Below are 24,573 nucleotides of genomic sequence, written 5' to 3' on the forward strand. Positions count from 1 at the left end.
GGGTAATTATTGGGCGCCTATTACGTAAAAAGGTGTATTGCAAGTGGCAAAATAGCCGTTATCATTATAAATGTTAGCGTAAACACGGTAGGGGCCTTCCTGCGTGGGCGCCCGGAATACAAAGCGGTCTGCTGCCTGGCTGATGTTCAGCCCATTCAATGACTGCAGCGCTTGTTGATTATAATCATGCGCAGACCTGAACCAGTCTTCCCGCTGCACGGACCATTCAAAATGACAGGCACCTGCAAGCGTCGTGTCTTTTAAAAATGCACGGGCGTGGATAGTATCGCCGGGATTATAGAGGAGGTTATCCCTGGCGCTTTTGTTGTCTACAAGCATGTAGTTGACACCAGGTGCTTTTTGTGCAGGCCAGTGGCCGGTCCAGAGGTATTGCATCACATCCACGGTGGCCGATTTGTTGCCGTGCTTATCAAAAAGACTGAACCACGTGGGAGTTGTTTCCTGCTTATTGCCCCAATAAAAGATCATCTCACCTAAGAACCGGGGGCTCTTGAAAGGCATATGTTGCTGGTATAGTTCAAGGGTCTGTGCTGCTTTTTGATCACTGCCGGGCTCAATGAAAGCGTTCCATGCCGTGTGCTCGTGCGTGGTCCAGGGGCCGTCTATTCCCCATTCCGTGATTAGGAAAGGACCATTCCACCACCGGCGGAACCGGCCCAGATCCCTGCCCAGGTGCCGCAGGTCGCCAAAGATATTGAACGAGATAAAATCAATATGCGTCCACAACTTCAGGTTGATGAGATACTTCTGTTCAAAATTGATCAGCGTGGTGGTAACGGGATGATCAGGGTCTTCCTGGTGGATCATATCTACCAGCCGGTTAAAGGCTTTGTAGAATTTAAAATACCTGGGCTTCAGCGGGTAAGTTAGTTCATTGCCCAGGCACCAGCATAGAACGGCGTTGCTGCCCCGGTATTTCCTGACGAGTTGCCGGTAAGCGGCAAACTGGGAGTCTACCTTTGCGTCATCGTTGTAAAAGGCATCCATGTCATCATTGTAAGGCATGATCAGGCCTACGATCACCGCTAGTTGGTTGCGGTCTGCATCAGCCAGTATGCTGTCCAGCCCCGTGGTGTCCCAGGTGCGAAGGGTGTTGCCGCCGGCGGCTTTCAACTCTTTCAGGTGGGTGGTGCCTGCGCCCCCTTTTACCAGGAAAGGTTTGCCAAACCGGTATAATGTATATTTCCCATCCTCGTACCGGATGCAAACCGATCGTTTTGAAGGATCCGCAGATCTGGCGGGATAGGGGTCTCTCAAAAGGAACCAGGCAGCCAGGCTGATGACAACAAGCAGGAATACAAGGGTCGCATATTTTAAACGCAAGGGGAATATCGATTAAGTAGTTATAAAGTTATGCATTTTCAAGTGCTTAATAGCCAACTTTTGGCTTGCCTCCGCCCCGTTGCCTGGACCGTAATATTACCGGGGCACAACTCTACGACCTGATAAACGCCGCAATCTCCGCGAAGGCCCATGAAGTAGGTTAATGAACAGGCTTAATCTTATATTAAGGACAGGGCATTTTCCCGGGAAGACTTAAATGCGGGGAGCTAATCGGTAGTTGAGCGGATGCATCCCTGCTGCGGCACAAAAAGGGGCTGCACCTGTTTGGATACAGCCCCGGCTCTAACGTTGTGGCATATAGTAGTCTTGGGAATCAGCCTGGTAATTTGTCACTGAGGTACGTATGGAATGCATTGTCCAGTACCGCCATATCCCTGCACAGTTCATCATAGCGGGCCTTAATGCTCATGGCCAGCCCGTCTGGCGCGGCGGTGATGTGCTGCTGCTGGTGCAGGTGGTAGGCGGCGGGTGTTTCAAAACGCTGCAGGTCCGCTTTGAGGCGGCGCACTTTTTCATCCAGCTCCAGGAAGCGGTTCTGGTAATATTCAAAATAATCCAGTTGCGCATTGTGGGTGTCTTTTTTCAACACCTCTGCCAGCATATGTTTGCAGGCTATGTTCTGCTCTTCCAGGAGTTTTATATCGCTGGCGCCTATCCACTGCGCGGAAGCGGCGCCCTTGGTTGGCTGCTTCATGTCTATCTCAATTTACAGGCCGGGGCCTGTCCGGGGATTAATACTAATACCCATAGTCAAAACTAACACGGGACCTTGCGACCTCCACTGATCGGGATCAGGGGAGGGGGTGATTCTGGTCACTTTTTTAAAAACAGGCCGGAACTAGCTTCGTTCCGGCAAACTCATGCCCTCCGGCACCGGGAATGTTAAATGAAATTCATAGCTTTAAGGGCCCGTTGGCACGTGTGCAATCCGGGTAACCATTTATAACGCGGCTATGAGCGAAACCTACCAGTATCACAAAACAAACTTCGACGTGTTATTTAACCACGCTACCATCGGCATTATTGTCACGGATGGGCAGGGGCGGATAGTTGTGGCCAACCCCTACCTGCTGAACCAGTTTGGCTACACTGCCCCGGATATCGTGGGGCAGCCTATAGAAAAGCTGATCCCCCACCGCTTTCACCACCGCCACACCGGCCACCGCGAAAAATTCCAGGAACATCCCAAAAGCCGGCCCATGGGCGCCAGCATGGAACTATTTGCCATGCGCAACGATGGGTCTGAATTCCCGGTGGAAGTGAGCCTGGGCGCGTATGGCAACGAGGAAGGCCAGTTTGTGATCGCCTTTGTGAGTGACATTTCCTCCCGCAGGCGTTCCGAAGAAGCCCTGCGCCAGTTGAACGCAGACCTGGAAAAGAAGGTAGAGGAGCGTACGCAGTCGCTCACGGAGCAAATGCAGGAAGTGCAGGCCAAAGACGTGGAACTGCAGCGGACCCACAGCTACCTGCGCAGCATCTGGAATTTTGCCGGTGCCGTCATTATTGCTACCAATGAACAAGGGCTTATCCAGCTTTTTAACCCGGCGGCAGCGCGCATGCTGGGTTACAGTGAGGAAGAAGCGGTGGGCAAACTCACCCCCGTGGTCATGCTGGATCCGGCGGAACTGGCGGTAAGACGCCAGCAATTTGCCGCAGAACTGCAACAGCCCATTACCTCGGACTTTGATACCCTGGTGGCAAAAGCCCGGCTTAACCTGCCCAACGAATACGAATGGCAATACGTCCGCAAAGACGGCAGCCATTTTCCCATGCAGCTCAGCGTGTCTGCCATCCGTGATGCGGAAGGCCAGCTGACAGGTTTCCTGGCGGTGGGCACGGATATTACAGGGCGCAAGCGCGCAGAAAGTGACCTGCGCCTTGCCCTGGAAAAAGAAAAAGAGCTCAATGAGTTGAAATCGCGCTTTGTGTCCCTGGCCTCCCACGAGTTCCGCACGCCCCTGAGCACTGTATTGTCTTCCGCCTACCTTATTTCCAAGTATGAAAAAGGGGAGGAACAGCCCCAGCGCGAAAAACACCTGCAGCGCATCGTTTCTTCCGTTAACATGCTCACGGATATCCTGAATGATTTCCTGTCCGTGGGCAAAATAGAGGAGGGAAAGATCCAGGTAAGACATGCCCAGTTCAATGTGAAAGAGCATGTAAGCAATATCCTGGCGGAGATGCATGGCCTGGTGAAAAAGCAACAGCGCGTGGCCGTTTCGCACAGCGGACCGGAGATCATGGTGCTGGACCCGGCATTGCTCAAGCACATCGTCATGAACCTGGTGTCCAATGCTATCAAGTTCTCTCCGGAAGGCAGTACCATCCGGGTAAGTACCACGCTCACCCCATCGCACTTTACACTGGCGGTGCGCGACCAGGGGATCGGCATTGCGCCGGAAGACCAGCAGCACCTGTTTGAGCGCTTCTTCCGGGGAGGCAATGTCTCCAATATACAAGGTACCGGGCTTGGCCTGCACATCGTAGCACGCTATGCGGAGCTGCTGGACGGTAACGTCACCTGTGAGAGCACGCTGGGCCAGGGAACTACCTTTACCGTCACTGTCTTAAATCATCACCACGCATAATCCTGTTTTTACCATGGCAACCATCTTACTTATTGAAGACAACGACGATATCCGCGAGAATACCGCAGAAATACTGCAAATGGCCAACTACAAAGTGTTCACGGCGGAAAATGGCAAGACCGGAGTGCAACTGGCGCTGGAACACAAGCCAGACCTGGTGATCTGCGACATTACCATGCCGGTGCTGGATGGCTATGGGGTACTGCACCTGCTGCATAAAAATGAAACCATGCAGAACATGCCTTTCATCTTTCTAACGGCCAGGGCTGAACGAACTGATATGCGCCGGGGAATGGACCTGGGAGCGGATGATTACATCACCAAACCCTTTGACGCCACAGAGCTGCTGAACGCGATTGAAGGCCGGCTGAAAAAATCGGCCCGGCTGAAACAGGAGAGCGCCCCTGGCATCAATGGCCTCAGTGACCTGATGGCTACCGTGTCCGGCAAGGACCTGCTGGAGGCGCTGCGGGAAGACCGTAACGTGAACCGCTATAAGAAAAAACAGATCGTGTATACGGAAGGCAATCACCCTTCCAACCTTTTTTACGTGATGAAGGGTAAGGTGAAAACCTACCGGCGCAATGATGATGGCAAGGAGTTGATCACCGGGCTTTTTGGCGAAGGAGAGTTCCTGGGCTACGTGCCCATGCTGGAGGGCAGCGTGTACCGCGACCAGGCAGAAGCCATGGATGATACAGAGCTGGCCATCATTCCCCGCAGTGATTTTGAAGCACTGGCCCTGCATAACCCCGAAGTGATGCAGAAACTGATCCGTATCCTCACCCGCAACATCATGGATAAGGAAGAGCAACTGCTGGGCATCGCCTACAACTCTTTGCGGAAGAAGGTAGCGGATGCGCTGCTCACCCTGTATAAAAAATACAACCCCAGTAACCAGGCCACCTTCAGCCTGGATGTGAGCCGCGATAACCTGGCGGCAGTGGCCGGCGTGGCAAAGGAATCCCTCATCCGCACCCTGGGCGATTTCCGGGATGAACAACTGGTGACCATCAAGGAAGGATGTATTTTTCTCACAGACGTGCCCCGGCTGGAGCGTATGATGAATTAACCCAGGCACATGACCCCCATCATTCGCCCGTTTGATGCCCATCATTTCACAGGTGCGGCGAAACAGGTCTATTTGTATTGAAAACTACAAACTATGCTGGGCATATTAACAGATCAAGAAATAGAAGACGTGCTGCTGCGCAATGTTACCGGGCGTATTGGCTGCAACGACGGCCAGCGCACGTATGTAGTGCCCGTCAGCTATGTTTACAACAATAAATATGTGATCGCCCATTCCCGCGAGGGATTGAAGATAGACATCATGCGGAAGCACCCACGGGTGTGTTTTGAAGTGGACGAAATGCAGGACCTGGCAAACTGGCGCAGCGTTATTGCCTGGGGCCAGTACGAAGAAGTGACGGATGAAAGGGAACGTTACTACGCCATGAAATTCCTGGTAAGCCGCCTGCTCCATTTGCAGGTGAGCGAAACAGCCCGCCTGCCACACGAAGCCGGTGATGACCTTACCCATGACCAGCGGCCGGATGTACTGCGCCCCATTGTGTACCGCATCCGCATCGAGGAGAGGACCGGCCGTTTTGAAAAGCCGGATCAAATTCCCGGTAAATAAAGCTTTGACTTAAACGAGGTGGTGAAGGCCGCTTCATCAACAGCCCGTATAAGGCCGGCCCCGCCAGTATGCGGCATGACATTAGCGGGGTTACCTGCAAACAAACGCATTATGGGATCTAATAATGAGCTTGCAGGAAGCAGCCGGCAGGGGCAGAGCCGGAGGGTCTTCCTTGAATGGGGCTTTAAAGCCGCCATCGTTCCGGCTGTTGTTGGTATAGGCCTCAGCGCCAGTTGTAATAACAAAGAGGACGAAGAAGACGTAACTCCCCCGGAAGACCTGATGCGGGAACACGGCGTGCTAAACCGGGTACTGCTGGTCTATGATCATTTCCTCTCCATGCTGTCATCCGGGCAAAGCATGGACCCCGGGCTACTTTCCGCTGCCGCTGGCATTATCCGTTCCTTTATTGAAGATTACCATGAAAAGCAGGAGGAAGATTACCTGTTTCCCCGTTTTGAAAAGGCGCACCAGCTCACAGACCTGGTAACGGTCTTGCGCCAGCAGCACCAGGCGGGGCGCACTATTACCGCGCAGATCATGTTGTTGGGAAAACAGCCGCAGATCAGCAGCGAAGATGACCGGCGTAAATTACAGGGGTTGTTATCTTCCTTTAACCGCATGTACCGCCCGCACGAGGCCCGGGAAGACACCGTGCTTTTTCCGGCCTTGCGCAAGATCGTGAGCAAACACGAATTTGACAGCCTGGGCGAAGATTTTGAAAAGCGGGAGCACCAGCTTTTTGGCGAAAATGGTTTTGAAACGTTTGTAGATAAAGTATCCCGGATAGAGCAGCAGCTGGGCATATTTGAACTGGCACAGTTTACGCCCAGGGTTTAAAGCCGCCAGGTTACATGGCATATTAACGCGATGTGCTGACGTGAATAACGAGCACTGATATTCATTTACGCCGCAAGCCCTTTGATCCTGCGCCACAGGTTTTCTTTGAGATCCGCGTCCATGAAGGCATTTCCGGCGTCATTCAGCCGGGAAAGCACCTGTGATCTGCGGTCCAGGGAAAAGGCTACCTGCTTACCGCCAAAATTGTTAATGAGGTAGGTATCGCAGAAGTTTACGAGGTATAATTGCTCTTCAGCAGAAGCTTTCAGGCATTGGACGTAACAATTGTATTGTTTGCCTTCATGGTTAATGTGCATTGTAAAGGAATTCATGTGCGTCTGATTTTGTTGCTGGCCTTTGCAATTATGTCAAAATGCAGGCCGGAATGATGGCATAGGGGATAATGAATATTTCTAAATTACACATTTTTAAGCAAATATCAAAAAGGAGCGGATCACCTGGGTGGCCTGCTCCTTTTTGTTTACAGCTAAACAAGTAAGTGTTGTTTATCGAATGTATTTATCGCGTAAACCGGAACAGGTTTTCAGACGCCGATGGTACCGGTCTTTACTGCGCCCGCACGCCGGTAATTGGCCGGGATAACGCCTTTGGTGTTCGCCATATGTTCTGTCAATTGTGAATCCAGCGGCCGCCGCATTGTAAATGCGACATGTTAGCGGCAGAAAATGAGTAGGGCTGGTGCTAGTGTTCCCGCCGGAAAAATTTTCCTGCTACAACAGCGGCTGTCATTGCTATCAAACCAAAGATGCGCAGTGTTTCCAACAACCCCAGCGAGGCCAGCAGGCTAAATAGCAGGCTGCCAAAACCATAGCCCATAAAGAGAAAAAAGGCGAACAGGCCGGTGGAACCACCTGCGTTTTTACTGTTAAACGACGTGATGATCGTAGCCAGTGAGGGATGGGTCAGATCAAAGCTCAGGGATAAAATGGCAACCAGGATGCACGCCATATACAGCGGGGGCACGCAGCTTAGCAGCAGCACGGTGACGCCCCCCAGGGCGATGCCCAGTGGGATGATCTTACGCCTGCCCACCCGGTCAGCCATCCGCCCCAGCCGGGAGCCCAGCAGCAGCCCCGGTATGCCATACCCCAGCAATGCCAGGCCAATGCCCCGCTCCGTTAAGTGATAAGTGTTATAGAAATAAACGCCCAGCCAGGAAAATACCCCGCTATGAAACAAGCCGTTTTCAAAAACAAAACAATAGGTACCTTTTGCCCTCGGTGTTTGCAGGATGGCCCGGAAAGTCTTTAGCACGCCCGCCTGTGCGGGAGAAAGCGGTGCATCGGGGAACAGGCTGCCCCGCTTGCAGACCTGCAGCAGCAACACCGCTGCGCCTGAACAAGCCACTATAACAAATAACATCTGCCAACCAATGATACCCGCCAATAGCGCGCCCGTGCTGGATCCCAGGGCCATGCCGCCTGCCATGCAGCCAAAGAAAATGCCCAATGCATAGCCCCGCTCCGTATAAGGAAAACGGTCACTGATCCAGCTGATGGTGGTGGGGGCCACACCCGCTGCACTGATGCCGGTGAGCAGCCGTAGCAGGATGAGCTGGTTTGCATTCACTACCCAGGCCGTACCGGCGGAGAAGATCATGAAAAGGGCCAGGGACAAAAAGATGACCGGGAACCGGCCATAGCGGTCGCTCAGCGGGGCGTACACCAGCGTGCATGCGCCATAGCCTAACAGGTACACCGGTTCTATAAAACTGATCTTCCGCACAGTGCTGCTAAAGTAATGGGCCAGCTCCGGCAATAAGGGCGCTACCATGAACGCCTGGAAGAAAACGATAAAGGTGGCCAGTGAAACGATCACTACTTCGGCCTTTGTAGCCCTGGTACGGGGTGAAGATGGAACGGGGTATGGTAATGTGTTGGTATCGGCAATCATGATCTTCCTTTTTTTGATTTTTTGAAACGCACGCGGAATGCACTACGCGGTAAGGCACACGGATGCAAGGGGTAATTCGCCCAGCGGTAGCACATCCGGCTGCCGGATGAAGCCTTTACTTTCAAAAAAATTGATCAAAGGATTAGCCGTATACTCATTGATCCAGATACCTTCATAAGGCTGGCACACGGCCATGCATTTTTCAAACAGGGAGTTGCTCACGGCCAGGTCTGTATAGGATGACAGTATTCCGAAATCCGCAATGCGCACGGCCTGTTTTCCTTCCAGCACCTGCGGCCTTTTACCTTTGGAAGTGATGCGCGCATAACCTGCCGGGTTATCGTCCGCATATACCACCAGCCATTGATTGGACATGCTGTTGGTTTCTGCTATCAGCGCCGCTTTGCTGAAGCAACGGGCAATGTACTCATCCAGTGTTCTCCGGGGGAGGAGCGCGGCAAATTTTTCCCGGGCCAGTGCCTGGGTCAGCAGGTGGAGCACATCCAATCCCGGTTGAGAGCTTAGTGTAAATTTGGTGATAATGTTCATGACCTGTTGTATGTATGGGCACAAAATTAGGGGGCTGCCCGGTAGCATACACAGTACACATTTTGAAAATAGTGCCAGTACAGTTTTTACCGCAAGCGCTTGCCCAGCAGCTTAATGGCTTCTATCTTTTTGGGAAAGAATTTATCGGCAAATACCAGCCTGAAATGCTTGTCAAAGGTGCCGGAAAAGGAAAACGTGGATCCTGGGGTAAACCGTATCCCTATCTTTTCACATTGCGCGTAGAAGTGCGTCATATCTACGTGTTCAGGCAATTTCACCCAGAGGTTATAGCCGCCGGCGGGCGTGATGATCGCCGTTTTTTTAGGAAAGTGCGCTGATAATAAATGGATGGCAAAATGGGCGTTCCTGGCCAGTTGCATGCGGAAGGCCCGCACGTGCCGGTCGTAGCTGCTGCCAGCCAGCAGTTTGTTTACGGTTTCCTGGTACAAGGGAGACACGGTGCTGCCCAGCGCAAACTTAACCTGCTCCGCGCGTTGCATGAATTTTCCCGCGGACAGCCAGCCCAGTCGTATGCCAGGGGCCAGGGTTTTAGCATAGGATGCGTAGGTGAGCACCAGGCCACTGTCGTCAAACCTCCTGATGGTGGACGGCCGGGGGCCATGGAAGTGCAGGTCTCCATAAATATCGTTTTCTATCACCGCAATGTGGTGCTGCTGAGCGATGGATAACAATGCCAGTTGCTGTTCCTGCGTGAGCGACAGCCCGGTGGGGTTGTGGAAGTTAGGCGTTATGATCACCGCTTTTACCGGCGTGTTATGGCAGGCTTTCTTCAGGAAATCCACGTCAAAACCGGTCAGCGGGTCTACCGGGATCTCTATTACTTTCAGCTGCAGTACCCGGATCACTTCCAGGGCAGAAAATACGCAGGGGCTTTCCACGGCTACCACGTCGCCGGCATTGCATACCGCGGTCAGTGCTATGTATAGCGCCTGGAGCGCGCCATCCGTGACCACCAGTTCATCCGGGTGGAGAATGCTTTGATGCGCAGCCGCCCGTTTCACGATACTGGCCTTTAGCGTGGCACCCCCATTTGAAGGATAGTAATGCAATAAGCCGGCGCCTTGCTCCCTGATCACTTGCTGCATGGTGCGCAGCAGCAGCTTTTGCGGCATGAGCAGGTCGCCGGGGGCGGCTACATTAAATTCCGAGAGTTTACGCCCGGCCCGCAACGAGGTGGTAAGGCCAAGATGGTGTTTGAAAATAGCATCCCTCACCACGGGCCGGAGACGGGGCTTGGGTGCTTGTTTCACCACCTCCGGCCGGTTGCTTACGTAGTAGCCGGACTTGGGCACGCTTTCCACCAATCCCAGGATGACCAGGTGCTCATAACCATTTTGTATAGTGCTGATGCTGGTTTTATATTGTGCTTTTAACTCCCGCACAGAAGGCAGTTTGTGCCCTGGTTTGAAGATGCCTTCCCGGATATTTTTCTCTATGGTGGCGGTAAATATTTCAAATTTATATGTCTTCACAACTGTATTGCTAAGTTTTACGGATTTTGTGACCTGTACTGTAAAACTATACAATTTAACTGAGGGATATACCCGCATGATCGTATGTACGTTACCGTTGTACACGCATTATAGCAGTTGCAACAGGAAGCCGCCAATGCTCCCTAAAAGGATCACATACACGGTGCTCAGCTTTTTCCACGTAAAAGTAATAGCCAGGCAGGCGCCCAGGATGACCGCGGTTCTCCAGTTTTCCCCGCAGATACGGCCAGGTGCAGGCCCACTACTGCGATGATGGATACCGATGCGGCACTGAGCCCGTCCAGGAAAATACGCAGGCGGTTGCTTTTCCGCGCGCCGGCCACAATGAGCCCCAGGCGTCCCGCCCGCTCCTTACCACAGTGCATGATCACCTCCACGGCATTGGGGCCGGGAATGATGTAAGACGTGGCAAGTACATCCATGAAATGCTGGTGGTCTATCCACTTCCGCTTTACCACCATTTCATTTTCAATCGTGGCCACCATGCCGGCAATGCCGCCAAACCCGATACAGCCCAGTTTAAAAGTTGAAAAGGCTACTTCTTTCAGCCTTTGTGCTTGTGATGCTTCATTGTTTCCCATAGCGCCTTGTATCAATAGCCTTGTCAGCAGTAAGGTTAAAGATAATCATTCAGGGAGGCTTTTTTCTTTTAGTGAAAGCAGGAATATGCCGCGGTATGAGGCGTATTATGGAGCGGGTACATGGCGAAAAAATCAGGATAGCATCTGTACCGCCTACAAAGCCCATTCAGAGGGTGTTTTCCCAAACATCTTTTTAAAGGAGCGGGAGAAATGGGGGAGGCTTTCAAAGCCCAGGTCCAGGTAAATATCAGAAGGCCTTTTGTGTTTTTTTTCTATGAGATGGCGTGCTTCCGTGAGCCGTGTTTCGTGTAGCCAATGGCGTGGGGAGGTGCCAAATACTTTATTGAAATCGCGTTTGAAACCCGCCAGGCTCCTGCCGGTGAGCTGGGCAAACTTCTCCACCGGCACATTGAAGCGGTAATGGGTGCGCATGAATTTTTCCAGGTCTATCTTGTATGGTTCGGAAAAATCAAACAGCAGGTCACTCAGCTGGGGCATGGCATGCAGCAGCAGTTTCACTCCCTCTTTCACTTTCAGGAGGCCCATAGAAGCTGTGAGCGGTTCTGATGGGTGATGCACGTAGGGGATCACGGATTGAAAGAAGCCCTGGAGGTAATGATTGGGTGGGATGATCTGGTTGGGCGGCCCGGCATATTTTTGCCTGGCCTCCAGTTGTTCCTCCAGGGCAATGCTGCGAAGCAGGTCTTCATGCAGGCAGATCACGATCGTTTCATAGCCTTCTCCCGGCAGTGGTACTTTGGTGAGCAGCCCCACCTGGTTTTTGCTGATCAGCAGCATCTCTCCCTTTCGCGTGGAGATCTGCTGGCTGGTTGTTTCCAGCGTAAGCTGTCCTGCTACCTGCAGCACCAGCGTGTTGTGCGCCATGAAAGCCACATGCTCTTTGCGCATGGCGGAGAGGTAGGAGAAAAAGATAACGCCGGGCAGGATCTCGGTTGGATTTGTCATGGCATAAAGTTACAAAAAGCCTGGCCTGTTAGCGTTGCAGGTAAGTGCCGCCCAGGATGGCGCCGGGAGCAAAGGTGGTGTTCAGCGCCTGCATTTCTTCCGGTGTAAACACGATGTCCATGGCCTGCATGTTTTCCGGCAGCCGTGATCTGCGGCTCATGCTTACCAGCGGCATGATATCATCTCCCTGCGCATTTACCCAGGCAATGGCCAGTTGGGTAGGCGTGGCGCCTTTGTCTTTGGCCATTTGCTTCAGCACGTCCACTTTTTCCAGGTTCTTTACCAGGTTGTCGCCCTGGAAGCGGGAAAAATGAAGTTGATAATCGCCGGCAGGAAGTGGCGCGGTCATATTGCCGGTGAGCAGGCCTTCCGCGGTGTTGGCAAAAGCCACCACGCCTATGCCCAGTTCTTTTGCCGTGGGTAGCAGATCACTTTCAATCTGGCGGTCTGCCAGGGAGTAGCCTATTTCCAGCGCGGTTACAGGATGCACGCTGTGCGCTTTGCGGAGCTGGTCTGCTGTGATCTCAGACACACCCAGGTAACGCACCTTGCCTTCTTTGATCAGGTCTGCCACGGTGCCGATCACATCTTCTACAGGCACGCTGTTATCGAGCCGGCAGGGCTGGTACAGGTCAATGGTATCAATGCCCAGGCGCACGAGCGAATAGTTAATGAAATTTTTGATGGCAATGGGCCGCAGGTCCAGTCCCAGCCACTGCCCGCCGTGAAAGATGGCGCCAAATTTTACGCTGATGAAAGCATCGTCCCGCCTGCCTTTCACGGCTTTGCCTACCAGCAGTTCATTGTGGCCGGCGCCGTAAAAATCGCCGGTGTTCAGGAAATTAATCCCGTTGTCCAGCGCCTGCTGTATGGTGGCTATACTTTCTTTTTCGTCACTGGCGCGGCTGCCCCACACAGAGGACATGCGCATACAACCTAATCCCAGCTTGGATACCAGGGGACCGTTCTTGCCTAAGGGCATTTTGGTGATCGTTGTCATTGGATCTATGATTTTATGTTTGAGTAGGCCAAGCTCGGTGTTTGTGCGTTGTGCTGTATTTCCCGCAAGGCTCAATTTACTTGCCTGTACGGCTCATCCCGTTGCAGCGCTATTTTGAAGGCATGGCAGATATTCCGGTTACCCCGTAGCACATCCTCCACGTTGCGCGCCGTTTGTTAGAATGAATTGTCCTTTTGTAAGATTTCCATCAGCGCTTGCTCCACCAGGTTAAAATCTGGCGTGGTGGTCCAGTCTATAGTGGTATGCAACTGCCGGTTAAGCGGCACCCACCGGCCGGGCTCTCCACCCATGCTGATGATGAGGCTGGGGGTTTCCAACGCTGCTGCTATGTGTGATACGCCCGTGCAATTAGCAATGAGTACAAAAGCGTTTTTCAGCAAGGCGCCCATTTGCCCCAGGTCCGTATGGCCTGCCAGGTCTATGGCCGGGAAGGTCATGGCATTCATGACCGCCCTGGTCAGTGGGGCTTCGCCGGCCGTGCCGGTAAGCAGCACCTGCAGCCCTGCCTGGGCACACTGGTCCCCCAGACGGGCAAAGTAAGCTGCAGGCCATTGTCTTTTAGCGTCCCGGCTACCGGGGTGTATGCATACATAATGTTCTGGAACAGGCAGCTGGAGGGCCTGCAGGCTGGCTTGGTCTTTTAGCGAGATGGGAAATTCAAGGCGTGTATCCGTTTCCGTTATACCCAGGTATTGCACCAGGGCCAGGAGCCTTTCTATTTCATGCAGCCCTTCCGGATATTCCAGGAAAAGCGGCCCGGGTTGGTAGTCTTCCCTCCGGTAAAAACCGGCTGTGTAGCGGGCACTCCAAAGCTCCACCATGGGGTTTACCACGGAGCCGTTGCCCTGCATCTGCAGCGCCAGGTCGTAGTGCTGCCCCCACATGTAGCGCAGGAAATGGATGGAAAGGTCTGCATCCACCGCCTGTTCCGGCAGGCCGGGATAGCCGGGGAATACCACCAGTTCATCAATGTATTGCGGAAAGCGTTCCCGCAACCAGGTGGCCCAGGGCAGGCTTACCAGGGTAATGTGTGCATCGGGATAAGTATGGCGCAGGGCGCGCAAAGCAGGGATGGCGCAGAGCATGTCCCCGAGCTGAAGTGCCCGGAACACCGCTATTTTCCTCAGTTGTTTAAGTTGCATGGTCCTCCGTATCACAAAAAGAATACCCGGTATTTCCACGCACCGCACAATGTCCGGCGAACAGATAAAAAGGGATAAAAAGCGACATGACAAATATCTCTGTTACATCATCCCGGTTGCGCACTGTATGGGTTAGGCACCGGAAAGTGAAGGCCAGGATGAGCACAAACCAGGCCATCAGCGCGCCCGTGGCCAGCCAGCAGGCGATTATGCGGAGTAGCAGGCACCCGATGTGGCCCCCGCGCCCCCCTTGCGTCTGGAGCCAGCACGGCATTAAAGGCTGTTTTGTCAATGGTATACTGGCCCTGCCCGCCGATGCGTATCAAGTCTTCAAAACACGCCGGGCCTCGGGTTTGCCGTACGATGCCAGGGCCATCACCTTGTATTCATCGGAAGAAGGGGAGGAAGCCCAGGTGGGTGGTCTGCCAGCAGCACCTGCGGATCAAAAGAAGCAGCGCGTAAACACCCTTGGGGATAGAACATCTGGGGCATGCGCCCGCTACCCCGCACCGGAATTTTACAGGATTATGATACCTTTACGGCACCATGCAAGCGATCCCGGTTAAATCAAAGATCAACAGTGACCAACTGCTAAAGATCAGCCCTTTCAAAGAGGTGATCAAGCCTACCGTTCCACACAAACATGCCGACTATTTTGAGCTCATCCTGCTGGAGCAGGGTGGGGGTTACCATACCATCGATGACCAGCGTTACGAAGTGTTGCCACCGGTTGTTTATTTCCTCAAACCAGGCCAAACCCATTGCTGGGATTTTTCCCGCATTCCCAAAGGGTATGTGGTGCTTTTCCGGGAAACGCTGCTGAACCAGGAATGCCTGGACATTGTTTATAACCTGCCGGTGCATATGGCGCTGAAAGACAGCGAGACGCTGCTGGAGCTGATGAAGCACTTTTGCCAGGATTACCGCGCGGGCGCCACGCCCGCAGTGTTGCATACTTATTTGCAGCTGATCGTGCTGAAAACCGGGGCGCAGGCCGCGCAATGGCAGGGCGGCCGGGTAAGCAGCCCGGTATACTTCCAGTTTAAAAGGCTGGTCAATGAACATTTCCACCAGGTCCGGAAAATAGAAGCCTATGCGGAGATGCTGCACATACCCGCGGCTCAACTGAATGTGACCTGTAAAACGGCATCCGGCAAAACGCCGTCCATGCTGCTGAATGAACGCATTGTGCTGGAAGCCAAGACCCTGCTGTCCAGTACCCGCCTTTCCATTAAAGAGATCACCGCTGCGCTTGATTTTTCTGATGCCTCCAATTTTGTAAAGTTCTTTAAGCTGTATACCAACCTTACGCCCGGGCAGTACCGGGAGCTGGCCGCAGGGAAGCTGCGTTAAACTACCATAAATTCTTAGCTGGGTACCATAAAATAACAAATAAGAGCCGGTAATTTTGGGCTACCTATTGCTCAGATATGAAACGCATTCGCTCTGTTCTTTTCTTTACCTGGTTTTCAGGATTATCTATCGCTGCTGCCCAGAATGTTGCCGTAAAAGGCAAGGTCGTAGACGCGCAAAGCCATGCCCCCATTGAATATGCCAGTGTGGCCCTGTTCAGGGCAGGGGAGGCGGCCCCGGTAGCGGGCAATGTAAGTGCTGCCAATGGCGCATTCACGATCCGCAAAACAGCACCCGGACATTACCAGTTAAAGATCACTTTCCTGGGCTACCAGACCCTTGAGCTGAGCGATGTAGTGGTGGGCAATGCGCCCCTGGACCTGGGCACCATCCCGCTGTCGCCCTCCGGTAGCATGCTCCGGGAAGTGGGCGTATCTGCACAAAAAGCAGGTCTTCTCAATAAGATCGATAAGCAACGCTATGACGCCGGGCAATTTGAAACCGCCAAAGGCGGCTCCGCGATCGATGTGTTAAAGAACCTGCCATCGGTAGCTGTAAATTCACAAGGCGATATTACCGTGCGCGGGGCCACCGGCTTTATGGTGCTGCTGAATGGCAAGCCGGTGCTGGCCGATGCGCAGACCGTACTTTCCCAGCTGCCTGCCAATGCTATTGACCACGTGGAACTGATCACCGCACCTTCTGCCAAATATGATCCCGATGGCCGCGGAGGCATTGTAAATATTGTAACTAAGAAAGGCGCCGCGGACGGGGTTACGCTCACGGTAAACCTGCAGGGCGGCCTGCCCAGCACCACGGATTACAATAACCTGGAAAAGCCCCAACGCTATGGCGCCGATGCCACGGTAAGCTTTAAACAGGGCAAATGGGACGTGTCTGTAGGAGGAAACTATACTCGGAATGATAATGAAGGTTACCGCGAAGGCAATGTATATACGAAGGACTTTGTGCGCAATACCATCACCCGTTTCCCATCTACTGGTGAGCGCAGTTTTGACCGTTATAACTATGCGGGCCGTGCATCCGTAAGTTTTGCGGCCGATGCGCATAACGTGATCTCCGCCGGCTTTTACAGCGGTAAAAGATACCAGGCAAGGCTCGCAGACCTCCTGTACCATAACACCACAGCTGATCTTACTACCAATGCGCTGATTAGCAGCACCACTTATTTCAATTCAAACCTGCAACGGAAGGAAGGTACTTTCAACCTGGGCAACCTGGATTATACCCACATCTTTGCCAATAAGTCCAGCCTCACCGCCAGCCTGCAATACGAGCATGATGATCTTTATGGCGGTACCCTGAACCGCAATCTTCAATATCCCAACACGCAAGACACCATCCAGTTCGTAAACAACCCGTACCGGCGCCCCATTGGTGCAGTGCGCGGCAAGCTGGATCACAGCATCAACCTGGGCGCCGGCAAGCTTGAAAGTGGCCTGCAGTACCGGCACGACAGCCAGGATGGTACGTTTGATTATTTTGTAACACCCCCTACATCACAGCCAGACATCGATAAGTTTAAAGGCAGCACACACGCGGTCAATGATATTTATTCCGTGTACAGCCAGTACTCCGGCAAGGCCGGTGCGCTGGAATACAACGGTGGCCTGCGGTATGAATATGCCACCCGGACGGTGCGCTTGTCTTACGATCCAAGCCCGCATGTCCTTAACCTGTCTAACCTGTTCCCATCGGCCAATCTACGCTATCACCTTACACAGGCATGGGGCCTGAAAGCCGGGTACAGCAGGCGGGTACAGCGTACCAGTAACCTGGAGTTGAACCCTATCCCGGAGCGGGAACATTCTGAAACGCTGGAAGAAGGAGACCCGGACCTGCTGCCGGAGTTTGTAGACCTGGCAGAACTGGGCATAGACCGTACGTTCAAGCAGGGCGCTTTCTTTGGTACGCTGTACTATCAGCATATTCAAAATCCTATCCAGCGCCTGAACAGTGTGTATGCCGATACGATCCTGAACCGCGTGTTCACCAACGCGGGCAGCGCACGCCTCTTTGGCCTGGAAGCCGGTGTGAATATAACGCCGGTTAAATGGTGGACGCTGTACCTGGGTGCTAACCTGTACAATTATAAGATCCAGGGCAATATCTCCATCTTGGATAAGCCGGTTACAATCGCGAATAACGACTGGGCCTATTCCATCAATGGTAATGCTACTTTTCAGCTGGATAAAACGTGGAGCGTGCAGCTGAATGCCAATTACCTGTCCAGGCGCCCCACCGCACAGGGGCAGGACGGATCGTTCCTCGTGCCTAACAGTGCGGTGCGGAAAAGCCTGATGGCCGGGCGTTTGAAGATTGCCCTGCTGTGGCAGAATATGAACATGGGCATCCTGGGAGCTAACAAGCAGCGGATCACCACTTATGGCCCGGCATTTTTTACCACTACCAATTATATTTCAGAAACGGATGTGTTGATGTTGAACGTGAGTTTTAGCCTGAACCGCTTTGCCAGTAAGCTAAAGCTGCCGGTGAGTGAAACGGGGGACCGGGAGTTTTAGGGGAGTGTTCTTTCCATGTGCATTGTTGTGTCAATGCAGTGTGTAGTGGAAGGCCGTGAGGCATGACGTTAAATCTTTAATTATTTTCAGCATGGCACTATTGTTTGTTGGAAAAATTTCTAATTTTGGTGCGGATATGTTTTACAAACAGTTTCATTACTGAGACACTATCGAACGAACGGACGTTATGCCTGCTGCACTTATTCCCTTACTACTGCTGTTTTTCCAGCTCTTTCATGCCGGGGCTGTAAAAGATGCACCTGTAAACGGTGGCGCCCGACCTTTTGTATTTAGCACACCGCATCATTGTATTTTCCAGCAGCCACACCAGGCCAGGTCCCGTGCGTTCTTGCCCAGCCTGGAGGATACGGAAAATACAGAGCACAAATCCTGCAGCCCCGCCGCCTGCATCTTACCCGGCTATATTACCCAAACCCGCATTGCCACTATCTTCCATCATCCTGCTGTGTCGCCGTTCCAGGTGCCTGTGGGACCATTGCATACCCTGTTTCTTTTCCATTGCAGCCTGAGGGTCTGATACCCTTTCTTTCCCTGTTCTCATTTGTTTAGCACCTGACTGTCTTACAGGCACTACCACCTGTACAGGCCTCCATGCCGTATGTCCGCTACGTTCTTCGTAGTGCCGTTTACGTTATTCCGTGGTATACCACTGGAACAGGGACTGCTATGCCCGTACACTGCCATCATTGACCGTAGACAAAAAACCAATTTCAAAAACATATATGAAGAGGATGCTCATGCTCACCGGCGTGGTTGGCTTATTGTGCCATACCGGCTGTAAACCGAAGCAACAGGAAAAAGAAGTGGAAACCCGGCTGGAAGTGACCAGTCCCCTGCGGAAAGACACCGCTATTAACAAGGAATATGTGGCGCAGATCCGTGCGATCCGCCACATAGAGCTGCGTGCGCAGGAAAAAGGCTACCTGCAGAAAGTTTTCGTGGATGAGGGCCAGTATGTAAAACAAGGTCAATTGCTTTTCCAGATCATGCCCGCCCTGTACCAGGCGGAGTTGCAGAAAGCAGAAGCGGAAGTACAGTTGGAAGACATTGAGTTGCGCAACACCCAAAAGCTGGCGGACAGTAACGTGGTGGCCCCCAACGAACTGGCTATGGCCAGGGCACGGCTGGCAAAGGCCCAGGCAGAAGCCGCCCTTTCCAAAGTGCACTTACAGTTCACCGAGGTGCGTGCCCCGTTTGACGGCATCGTGGACCGCCTGATGGTAAAGCAAGGCAGCCTTGTAAATGAAGATGACCTGCTCACCAACCTGGCAGACAACAGCAGGATGTGGGTGTACTTCAACGTGCCGGAAGCTGAATACCTGGATTACAAAAGCAAGAACAATGCGGCGATGCCCGCAGTAAAACTGAAGATGGCCAATAAGGAATTGTTTGCCTATCCCGGCGTGGTGGAAACCATTGAAGGCGACTTTAACAATGAAACCGGCAACATCCCTTTCCGCGCCACTTTCCCCAATCCCAAAGGTCTGCTCCGGCATGGTGAAACCGGTGATATAGAAATGGAAGTGCCGGCAAAGGATGCACTCCTTATCCCCCAGAAAGCTACGTTCGAGATCCTGGATAAGAAATATGTGTACGTGGTGGGTAATGACCAGCGCGTGCACTCCCGGGAGATCACCATTGGGGCCAGCCTGGAAGACCTGTACGTGGTGACGGACGGCCTGGAAATGCAGGATAAGGTGCTGCTGGAAGGGCTGCGCAAAGTGAAGGATAATGATAAGATCAGCTATGATTTCGTAGACCCGGCAAAAGTGATCGGTGCACTGAAACTGCCGGCGGAATAATTCAGGAGCTTAAAAACAATAACGATGTTCAACAAATTCATAAAAAGACCTGTGCTGGCCATTGTACTGTCGCTGGTCATTATTTTCATGGGCATACTGGCCATAAATACATTGCCGGTATCCCAGTTCCCGTCCATTGCGCCGCCTATGGTGGTGGTGAGCGTGGCCTATCCCGGTGCCAGTGCCAAGGTACTCGTAGAATCTACGCTCATTCCCATGGAGAAGGCCATCAATGGCGCCCCCGGCATGAAATACATGACTTCCGATGCCACCAGTGCCGGTGAGGCCACTATACAGGTGATCTTTGACCTGGGTACAGATCCTAACCAGGCGGTGGTAAATGTAAAGAACCGCATAGAGCAGGTAACCAACCGCCTGCCGGTGCTGGTGCAGCGGGAAGGCATCACGGTAAATTATACTTCCCCTAACATGCTGATGTATGTAAATCTTTACAGCAAGGATAAGCATGCGGATGAAAAGTTCCTCTACAACTTTGCAGGAGTGAATATCCTGCCGGAGATCAGCCGCCTGAAAGGGGTGGGGAGTGCCAAAATACTGGGTAGCCGCAACTTTGCCATGCGGGTATGGCTAAAGCCCGACCGCATGCGTGCTTACAATATCTCTACTGATGAAGTGATGGCAGCCCTGTCGGAACAAAGCATCATCGGCTCTCCCGGCAGGATAGGCCAAAGCTCCGGCAAGCGCTCCCAATCCCTTGAATATGTGCTCACCTACGCAGGCCGTTACAATAAGCCGGAACAGTACAAGGACGTGGTGATCCGCGCCAACCCGGACGGGCAACTGCTGCACCTGGGCGATATTGCGGATGTGGAACTGGGAAGTGAGTTCTATGATATTTATTCCAATATGGATGGTCATCCTTCTGCTGCTATTACCCTGAAGCAAACTTATGGTAGCAATGCCAGTGATGTGATCAAAGAGGTGAAGGCCAAGCTGGAAGAGATCAAAGCCAATTCCTTCCCGCCGGGCATGGAGTACCAGATCAGCTATGACGTGTCCAGCTTCCTGGATGCCTCCATTGAAAAGGTGGTGCATACCCTGGCGGAGGCCTTTGTACTGGTGGCCATCGTGGTGTTCCTCTTCCTGGGCGACTGGCGTTCCACGCTCATTCCCACGCTGGCTGTGCCGGTTTCGCTCATCGGCGCCTTCATCTTCATGCAGTTGCTGGGCCTTACCATTAATCTTATCACGCTGTTTGCTTTGGTGCTGGCTATCGGCATCGTGGTAGACAATGCCATCGTAGTGGTAGAGGCCGTGCACGCAAAAATGGCAGAAGAAGATCTCTCTCCCTACAAGGCCACTAAAAAGGTATTGCAGGAGATCAGCGGCGCTATCATTGCTATTACGCTGCTGATGACGGCTGTATTTGTACCGGTGGCCTTCATGAGCGGGCCGGTAGGTATTTTTTACCGGCAGTTTTCCATCACCATGGCCACGGCCATTGTTATCTCGGGGCTGGTGGCGCTTACGCTTACGCCTGTGCTTTGCGCCATGATCCTGAAGAACCATCACGGGCAGCCGGCAAAGCGTTCGCCCATTGACCGGGTGCTCGGGGCCTTCAACCGCTGGTTTGAACGGATGACCGGGCGCTATGCCGCCTTCCTGGGCCTGATCGTGAACCGGCGGGTGGTCACCTTTGGTCTGCTGGGCATTTTCTGCGTGGGCATCTGGGCTACGTCCCGCACCCTGCCGGAAGGATTTATCCCGAACGAAGACCAGGGCATGATCTATGCCATCATTCAAACGCCGCCCGGCTCCACGCTGGAAAGGACCAACAACATTGCCCGCCAGCTGCAGGGCATTGCGGAGAAGGTGGAGGGCGTGCAGTCTGTATCTGCACTGGCAGGTTATGAGGTGCTTACGGAAGGCCGTGGTTCCAACGCCGGCACCTGCCTGATCAACCTGAAAAACTGGTCGGACCGGAAGCATGCTGTGAACGAGATCATTGAAGAACTGGAAGAGAAAGCGAAGGTGATACCCGGTGCCACCATTGAGTTCTTCCAGCCCCCGGCCGTACCGGGTTATGGCGCCGCCGGCGGCTTTTCCCTGCGCCTGCTGGATAAGACCAATACCGGCGATTATGCGGCCCTGGGAAAAGTGAACCAGGAATTTATGGCGGCGCTGCGCAAGCGGAAAGAGCTCACGGGGCTCTTCACTTTCTTTGCGGCCAACTATCCGCAGTACGAGCTGCAGATCGATAACAAAGCGGCTATGCAGAAAGGCGTTTCCATTGGCAAGGCGATGGATAACTTGTCCATCCTCATTGGCAGTACGTATGAACTGGGCTTTATCCGCTTTGGTACTTTTTATAAAGTGTTTGTACAGGCTTCGCCGGAATACCGCGCGCTGCCGGAAGATGTGCTGAAGCTGTATGTGAAGAACGATCGCGGGGAAATGGTGCCTTATTCCGCTTTCATGAGCATTAAAAAAACACAGGGGCTCAATGAGATCACGCGGTATAATATGTACCCGGCAGCAGCTATCAATGGTGCGCCGGCCGCGGGTTACAGCAGCGGGGAGGCCATTAAGGCCATACAGGAAGTAGCAAAGGAAACACTGCCCCGGGGCTATGGAATAGACTGGCTGGGCCTTTCAAAGGATGAAGCCGGGCGCGGTAACGAAGCGCTGTATATTTTCCTGATCGTGCTGGCATTCGTGTATATGGTGCTGGCTGCACAATATGAAAGTTTTATCCTGCCGCTGGCAGTAGTACTCTCATTGCCCGTTGGGGTGTTTGGCGCATTTGTGTTGCTCAAGTGCATGGGCCTCTCCAACGACATTTACGCACAGGTAGGCCTGGTGATGCTGGTAGGCCTGCTGGGTAAGAATGCAGTACTTATCGTGGAATTTGCCGTGCAGAAGCACCAGGAAGGCGCTACTATCCTGGAAGCCGCGATAGAAGGGGCCCGCGTGCGTTTCCGCCCCATCCTCATGACCTCCTTTGCTTTCATTGCAGGCCTCGTTCCCCTGCTTTTTGCCACCGGGCCAGGCGCCATTGGCAACCGTACCATTGGTGCTTCCTCTGCCGGTGGCATGCTGCTGGGTACCGTGCTGGGCGTGCTTCTTGTGCCGGGGCTGTACTATGCCTTTGCAAAGATGGCCGCCGGCCGCAAACTAATCCGGGACGAAGAAGAGCTGCCACTCACGGAAGACATCACCTACACGAAGAAGCAAAAGAAAAAGCTGTTAACGCACAACGGGAACGCAGCACATTCACTGAACGACAAAAATGGGAATCATGTATAACAAAAGATGCCGTTATCGCTGGATGGCTTGCCTGCTGCTGTTGTATACAGCGTGCAACGTGCCGAAAGAAACGGTGAGAAGGGAGAACAGGCTGGTGCCGGATCAATACAACAGTACGCAGGATACTACCAATCCTGCCGGTGTAAAATGGAGGGACTATTTTACAGACCCGGATTTAATTGCACTGATAGATACTGCGTTGGAACACAACCAGGAACTGAACATCCTTGCACAGGAAATAGCCGTGCGCAACAACGAGATCCGCGAAAAGAAAGGCGAATACCTGCCTTTTGCGGGTATTAAAGCCGGTGCCGGCCTGGATAAAGTGGGGCGCTATACGAACATTGGCGCCATGGAAGAAGCCACGGAGATCAAGCCTGGTAAGGCTATGCCGGACCCCTTGCCCGATTTTATGGTGGCAGGCTACGCCAGTTGGGAAGCAGATATCTGGCATAAGCTGCACAACGCGAAGAAAGCAGCATTAAGCCGCTACCTGTCCAGTATAGAAGGGCGGAATTTTGCCGTGACCAACCTGGTGGCAGAAATTGCGGAAGCTTATTACGAATTACTGGCCCTGGACAATCAACTGGAGATCGTGAGCAGGAATGTGGACATCCAAACGCAGGCGCTGCGCATAGTGAAACTGCAGAAAGAAGCTACACAAGTGACCGAGCTGGCCGTGCGCCGCTTTGAAGCGCAAGTGCTGCATACACAAAGCCTGCAATATGGCATCCGCCAGCAGATCACGGAAACCGAGAATAAGATCAATTACCTGCTGGGCCGCTATCCCCAGCCCATCCGGCGCAGCAGCAATAGCTTTGATACGCTGGTGCCACACGTGATCAGCGCCGGCCTGCCTTCCCAACTACTGGCCAACCGCCCCGACATCAGGCAGGCGGAGCTGGACCTGCAGGCAGCCAGGCTGGATGTGCAGGCGGCCAGGGCCCGGTTCTATCCCGCTGTGGGCATCACTGCCAGCGTGGGCTACCAGGCCTTTGACCCCGGTTACCTGTTGCGTACGCCCGCATCCCTGCTGTATGGCCTGGCCGGCGACCTGGCAGCCCCCCTGGTGAACAGGAATGCGATCAGGGCTGCTTACAGCAGCGCCAATGCACGGCAACTACAGGCGGTATACAATTATGAACGCACGGTGCTCAAGGGATACATGGAAGTGTATAACCAACTGTCCAGGATCAGCAACCTTGAAAAAGGGTATGCCCTGAAATCCCGCCAGGTAGCGGCGCTGGTGCATTCGGTAGACATTGCCAATACGCTCTTCAGCGCTACCCGTGCAGATTATATGGAAGTGCTGATGACCCAGCGCGATGCACTGGAATCAAAGTTTGAATTGGTAGAAACCAGGCAGCAACAGTTGAATGCGATGGTGAACATTTACCGCGCACTGGGAGGAGGATGGAAGTAATGATAGCGTGATTACTTGTGTGTGTTGTTGCCGGAACGGGTC

Annotated in this window: 20 protein-coding genes; 10 read left to right on the forward strand and 10 right to left on the reverse strand. The window is 53.2% G+C overall.

Annotation, left to right across the window (positions count from 1 at the left end; all coding sequences use genetic code 11):
- Positions 1-6: 6 nt before the first annotated feature.
- Both DCC81_RS19335 and DCC81_RS19340 read right to left on the reverse strand, forming a co-directional pair.
- On the reverse strand, positions 7-1,344 hold the full coding sequence (locus tag DCC81_RS19335) for a hypothetical protein (RefSeq protein ID WP_108688337.1): 1,338 nt from the start codon (positions 1,342-1,344) through the stop codon (positions 7-9).
- A 334-nt stretch (positions 1,345-1,678) separates the two neighbouring features.
- Positions 1,679-2,059 (reverse strand): hypothetical protein, encoded by a 381-nt coding sequence (locus DCC81_RS19340; protein ID WP_108688338.1) that lies wholly within the window; start codon positions 2,057-2,059, stop codon positions 1,679-1,681.
- Positions 2,060-2,318: 259 nt separating this feature from the next.
- Between DCC81_RS19340 and DCC81_RS19345 the strand changes: the two genes are divergently transcribed.
- The 4 genes from DCC81_RS19345 (at position 2,319) to DCC81_RS19360 (ending at position 6,435) form a co-directional block, all read left to right on the forward strand.
- The gene (locus tag DCC81_RS19345; RefSeq protein WP_108688339.1) at positions 2,319-3,953 is read left to right on the forward strand and encodes a sensor histidine kinase; all 1,635 of its coding nucleotides are present in this window, start codon (positions 2,319-2,321) and stop codon (positions 3,951-3,953) included.
- A 13-nt stretch (positions 3,954-3,966) separates the two neighbouring features.
- A complete protein-coding gene (locus DCC81_RS19350) occupies positions 3,967-5,025 on the forward strand; it encodes a response regulator (RefSeq protein WP_108688340.1) in 1,059 nt (352 codons plus the stop codon).
- Positions 5,026-5,118: 93 nt separating this feature from the next.
- A complete protein-coding gene (locus DCC81_RS19355) occupies positions 5,119-5,595 on the forward strand; it encodes a pyridoxamine 5'-phosphate oxidase family protein (RefSeq protein ID WP_108688341.1) in 477 nt (158 codons plus the stop codon).
- Positions 5,596-5,706: 111 nt separating this feature from the next.
- On the forward strand, positions 5,707-6,435 hold the full coding sequence (locus tag DCC81_RS19360) for a hemerythrin domain-containing protein (RefSeq protein WP_108688342.1): 729 nt from the start codon (positions 5,707-5,709) through the stop codon (positions 6,433-6,435).
- Between the two features lie 65 nt (positions 6,436-6,500).
- On the opposite strand, the gene DCC81_RS19365 is transcribed toward DCC81_RS19360, so the two are convergent.
- The 8 genes from DCC81_RS19365 to DCC81_RS19400 all read right to left on the reverse strand — a co-directional run bounded on the left by DCC81_RS19365 (position 6,501) and on the right by DCC81_RS19400 (position 14,122).
- Positions 6,501-6,767 (reverse strand): hypothetical protein, encoded by a 267-nt coding sequence (locus DCC81_RS19365; RefSeq protein ID WP_108688343.1) that lies wholly within the window; start codon positions 6,765-6,767, stop codon positions 6,501-6,503.
- A gap of 370 nt (positions 6,768-7,137) precedes the next feature.
- A complete protein-coding gene (locus tag DCC81_RS19370; RefSeq protein WP_108688344.1) occupies positions 7,138-8,349 on the reverse strand; it encodes an MFS transporter in 1,212 nt (403 codons plus the stop codon).
- Positions 8,350-8,391: 42 nt separating this feature from the next.
- Positions 8,392-8,898, reverse strand: a complete 507-nt coding sequence (locus DCC81_RS19375; protein ID WP_108688345.1) for an N-acetyltransferase — start codon at positions 8,896-8,898, stop codon at positions 8,392-8,394.
- An 86-nt stretch (positions 8,899-8,984) separates the two neighbouring features.
- Entirely contained in the window at positions 8,985-10,391 is a 1,407-nt protein-coding gene (locus tag DCC81_RS19380; protein WP_240613028.1) for an aminotransferase-like domain-containing protein, read from the reverse strand.
- A 167-nt stretch (positions 10,392-10,558) separates the two neighbouring features.
- On the reverse strand, positions 10,559-10,993 hold the full coding sequence (locus tag DCC81_RS19385) for a chromate transporter (RefSeq protein WP_240613029.1): 435 nt from the start codon (positions 10,991-10,993) through the stop codon (positions 10,559-10,561).
- A gap of 153 nt (positions 10,994-11,146) precedes the next feature.
- The gene (locus DCC81_RS19390) at positions 11,147-11,959 is read right to left on the reverse strand and encodes a helix-turn-helix domain-containing protein (protein ID WP_108688346.1); all 813 of its coding nucleotides are present in this window, start codon (positions 11,957-11,959) and stop codon (positions 11,147-11,149) included.
- A gap of 28 nt (positions 11,960-11,987) precedes the next feature.
- Positions 11,988-12,959: an aldo/keto reductase gene (locus DCC81_RS19395; protein WP_108688347.1), complete on the reverse strand. Its 972-nt coding sequence runs from the start codon at positions 12,957-12,959 to the stop codon at positions 11,988-11,990.
- 176 nt (positions 12,960-13,135) lie between these two features.
- The gene (locus DCC81_RS19400) at positions 13,136-14,122 is read right to left on the reverse strand and encodes a glycosyltransferase family 9 protein (protein ID WP_108688348.1); all 987 of its coding nucleotides are present in this window, start codon (positions 14,120-14,122) and stop codon (positions 13,136-13,138) included.
- 158 nt (positions 14,123-14,280) lie between these two features.
- Here DCC81_RS19400 and DCC81_RS25610 point away from each other — a divergent pair, with 158 nt between their 5' ends.
- From DCC81_RS25610 to DCC81_RS19435, 6 genes are all read left to right on the forward strand, one after another.
- Positions 14,281-14,688, forward strand: a complete 408-nt coding sequence (locus DCC81_RS25610) for a hypothetical protein (protein ID WP_165806661.1) — start codon at positions 14,281-14,283, stop codon at positions 14,686-14,688.
- Positions 14,669-15,475, forward strand: a complete 807-nt coding sequence (locus DCC81_RS19410) for a helix-turn-helix domain-containing protein (RefSeq protein ID WP_108688350.1) — start codon at positions 14,669-14,671, stop codon at positions 15,473-15,475. The genes DCC81_RS25610 and DCC81_RS19410 overlap by 20 nt, the downstream gene beginning before the upstream one ends.
- A gap of 77 nt (positions 15,476-15,552) precedes the next feature.
- Positions 15,553-18,018 (forward strand): TonB-dependent receptor domain-containing protein, encoded by a 2,466-nt coding sequence (locus tag DCC81_RS19415; RefSeq protein ID WP_108688351.1) that lies wholly within the window; start codon positions 15,553-15,555, stop codon positions 18,016-18,018.
- A 743-nt stretch (positions 18,019-18,761) separates the two neighbouring features.
- Positions 18,762-19,841, forward strand: coding sequence for an efflux RND transporter periplasmic adaptor subunit (locus tag DCC81_RS19425; RefSeq protein WP_108688353.1), 1,080 nt, complete (start codon positions 18,762-18,764; stop codon positions 19,839-19,841).
- Between the two features lie 24 nt (positions 19,842-19,865).
- Entirely contained in the window at positions 19,866-23,108 is a 3,243-nt protein-coding gene (locus tag DCC81_RS19430; protein WP_108688354.1) for an efflux RND transporter permease subunit, read from the forward strand.
- Positions 23,101-24,531: a TolC family protein gene (locus DCC81_RS19435; RefSeq protein ID WP_108688355.1), complete on the forward strand. Its 1,431-nt coding sequence runs from the start codon at positions 23,101-23,103 to the stop codon at positions 24,529-24,531. The genes DCC81_RS19430 and DCC81_RS19435 overlap by 8 nt, the downstream gene beginning before the upstream one ends.
- Positions 24,532-24,573: the final 42 nt, after the last annotated feature.

This window comes from Chitinophaga parva (assembly GCF_003071345.1).
Taxonomy (GTDB): domain Bacteria; phylum Bacteroidota; class Bacteroidia; order Chitinophagales; family Chitinophagaceae; genus Chitinophaga; species Chitinophaga parva.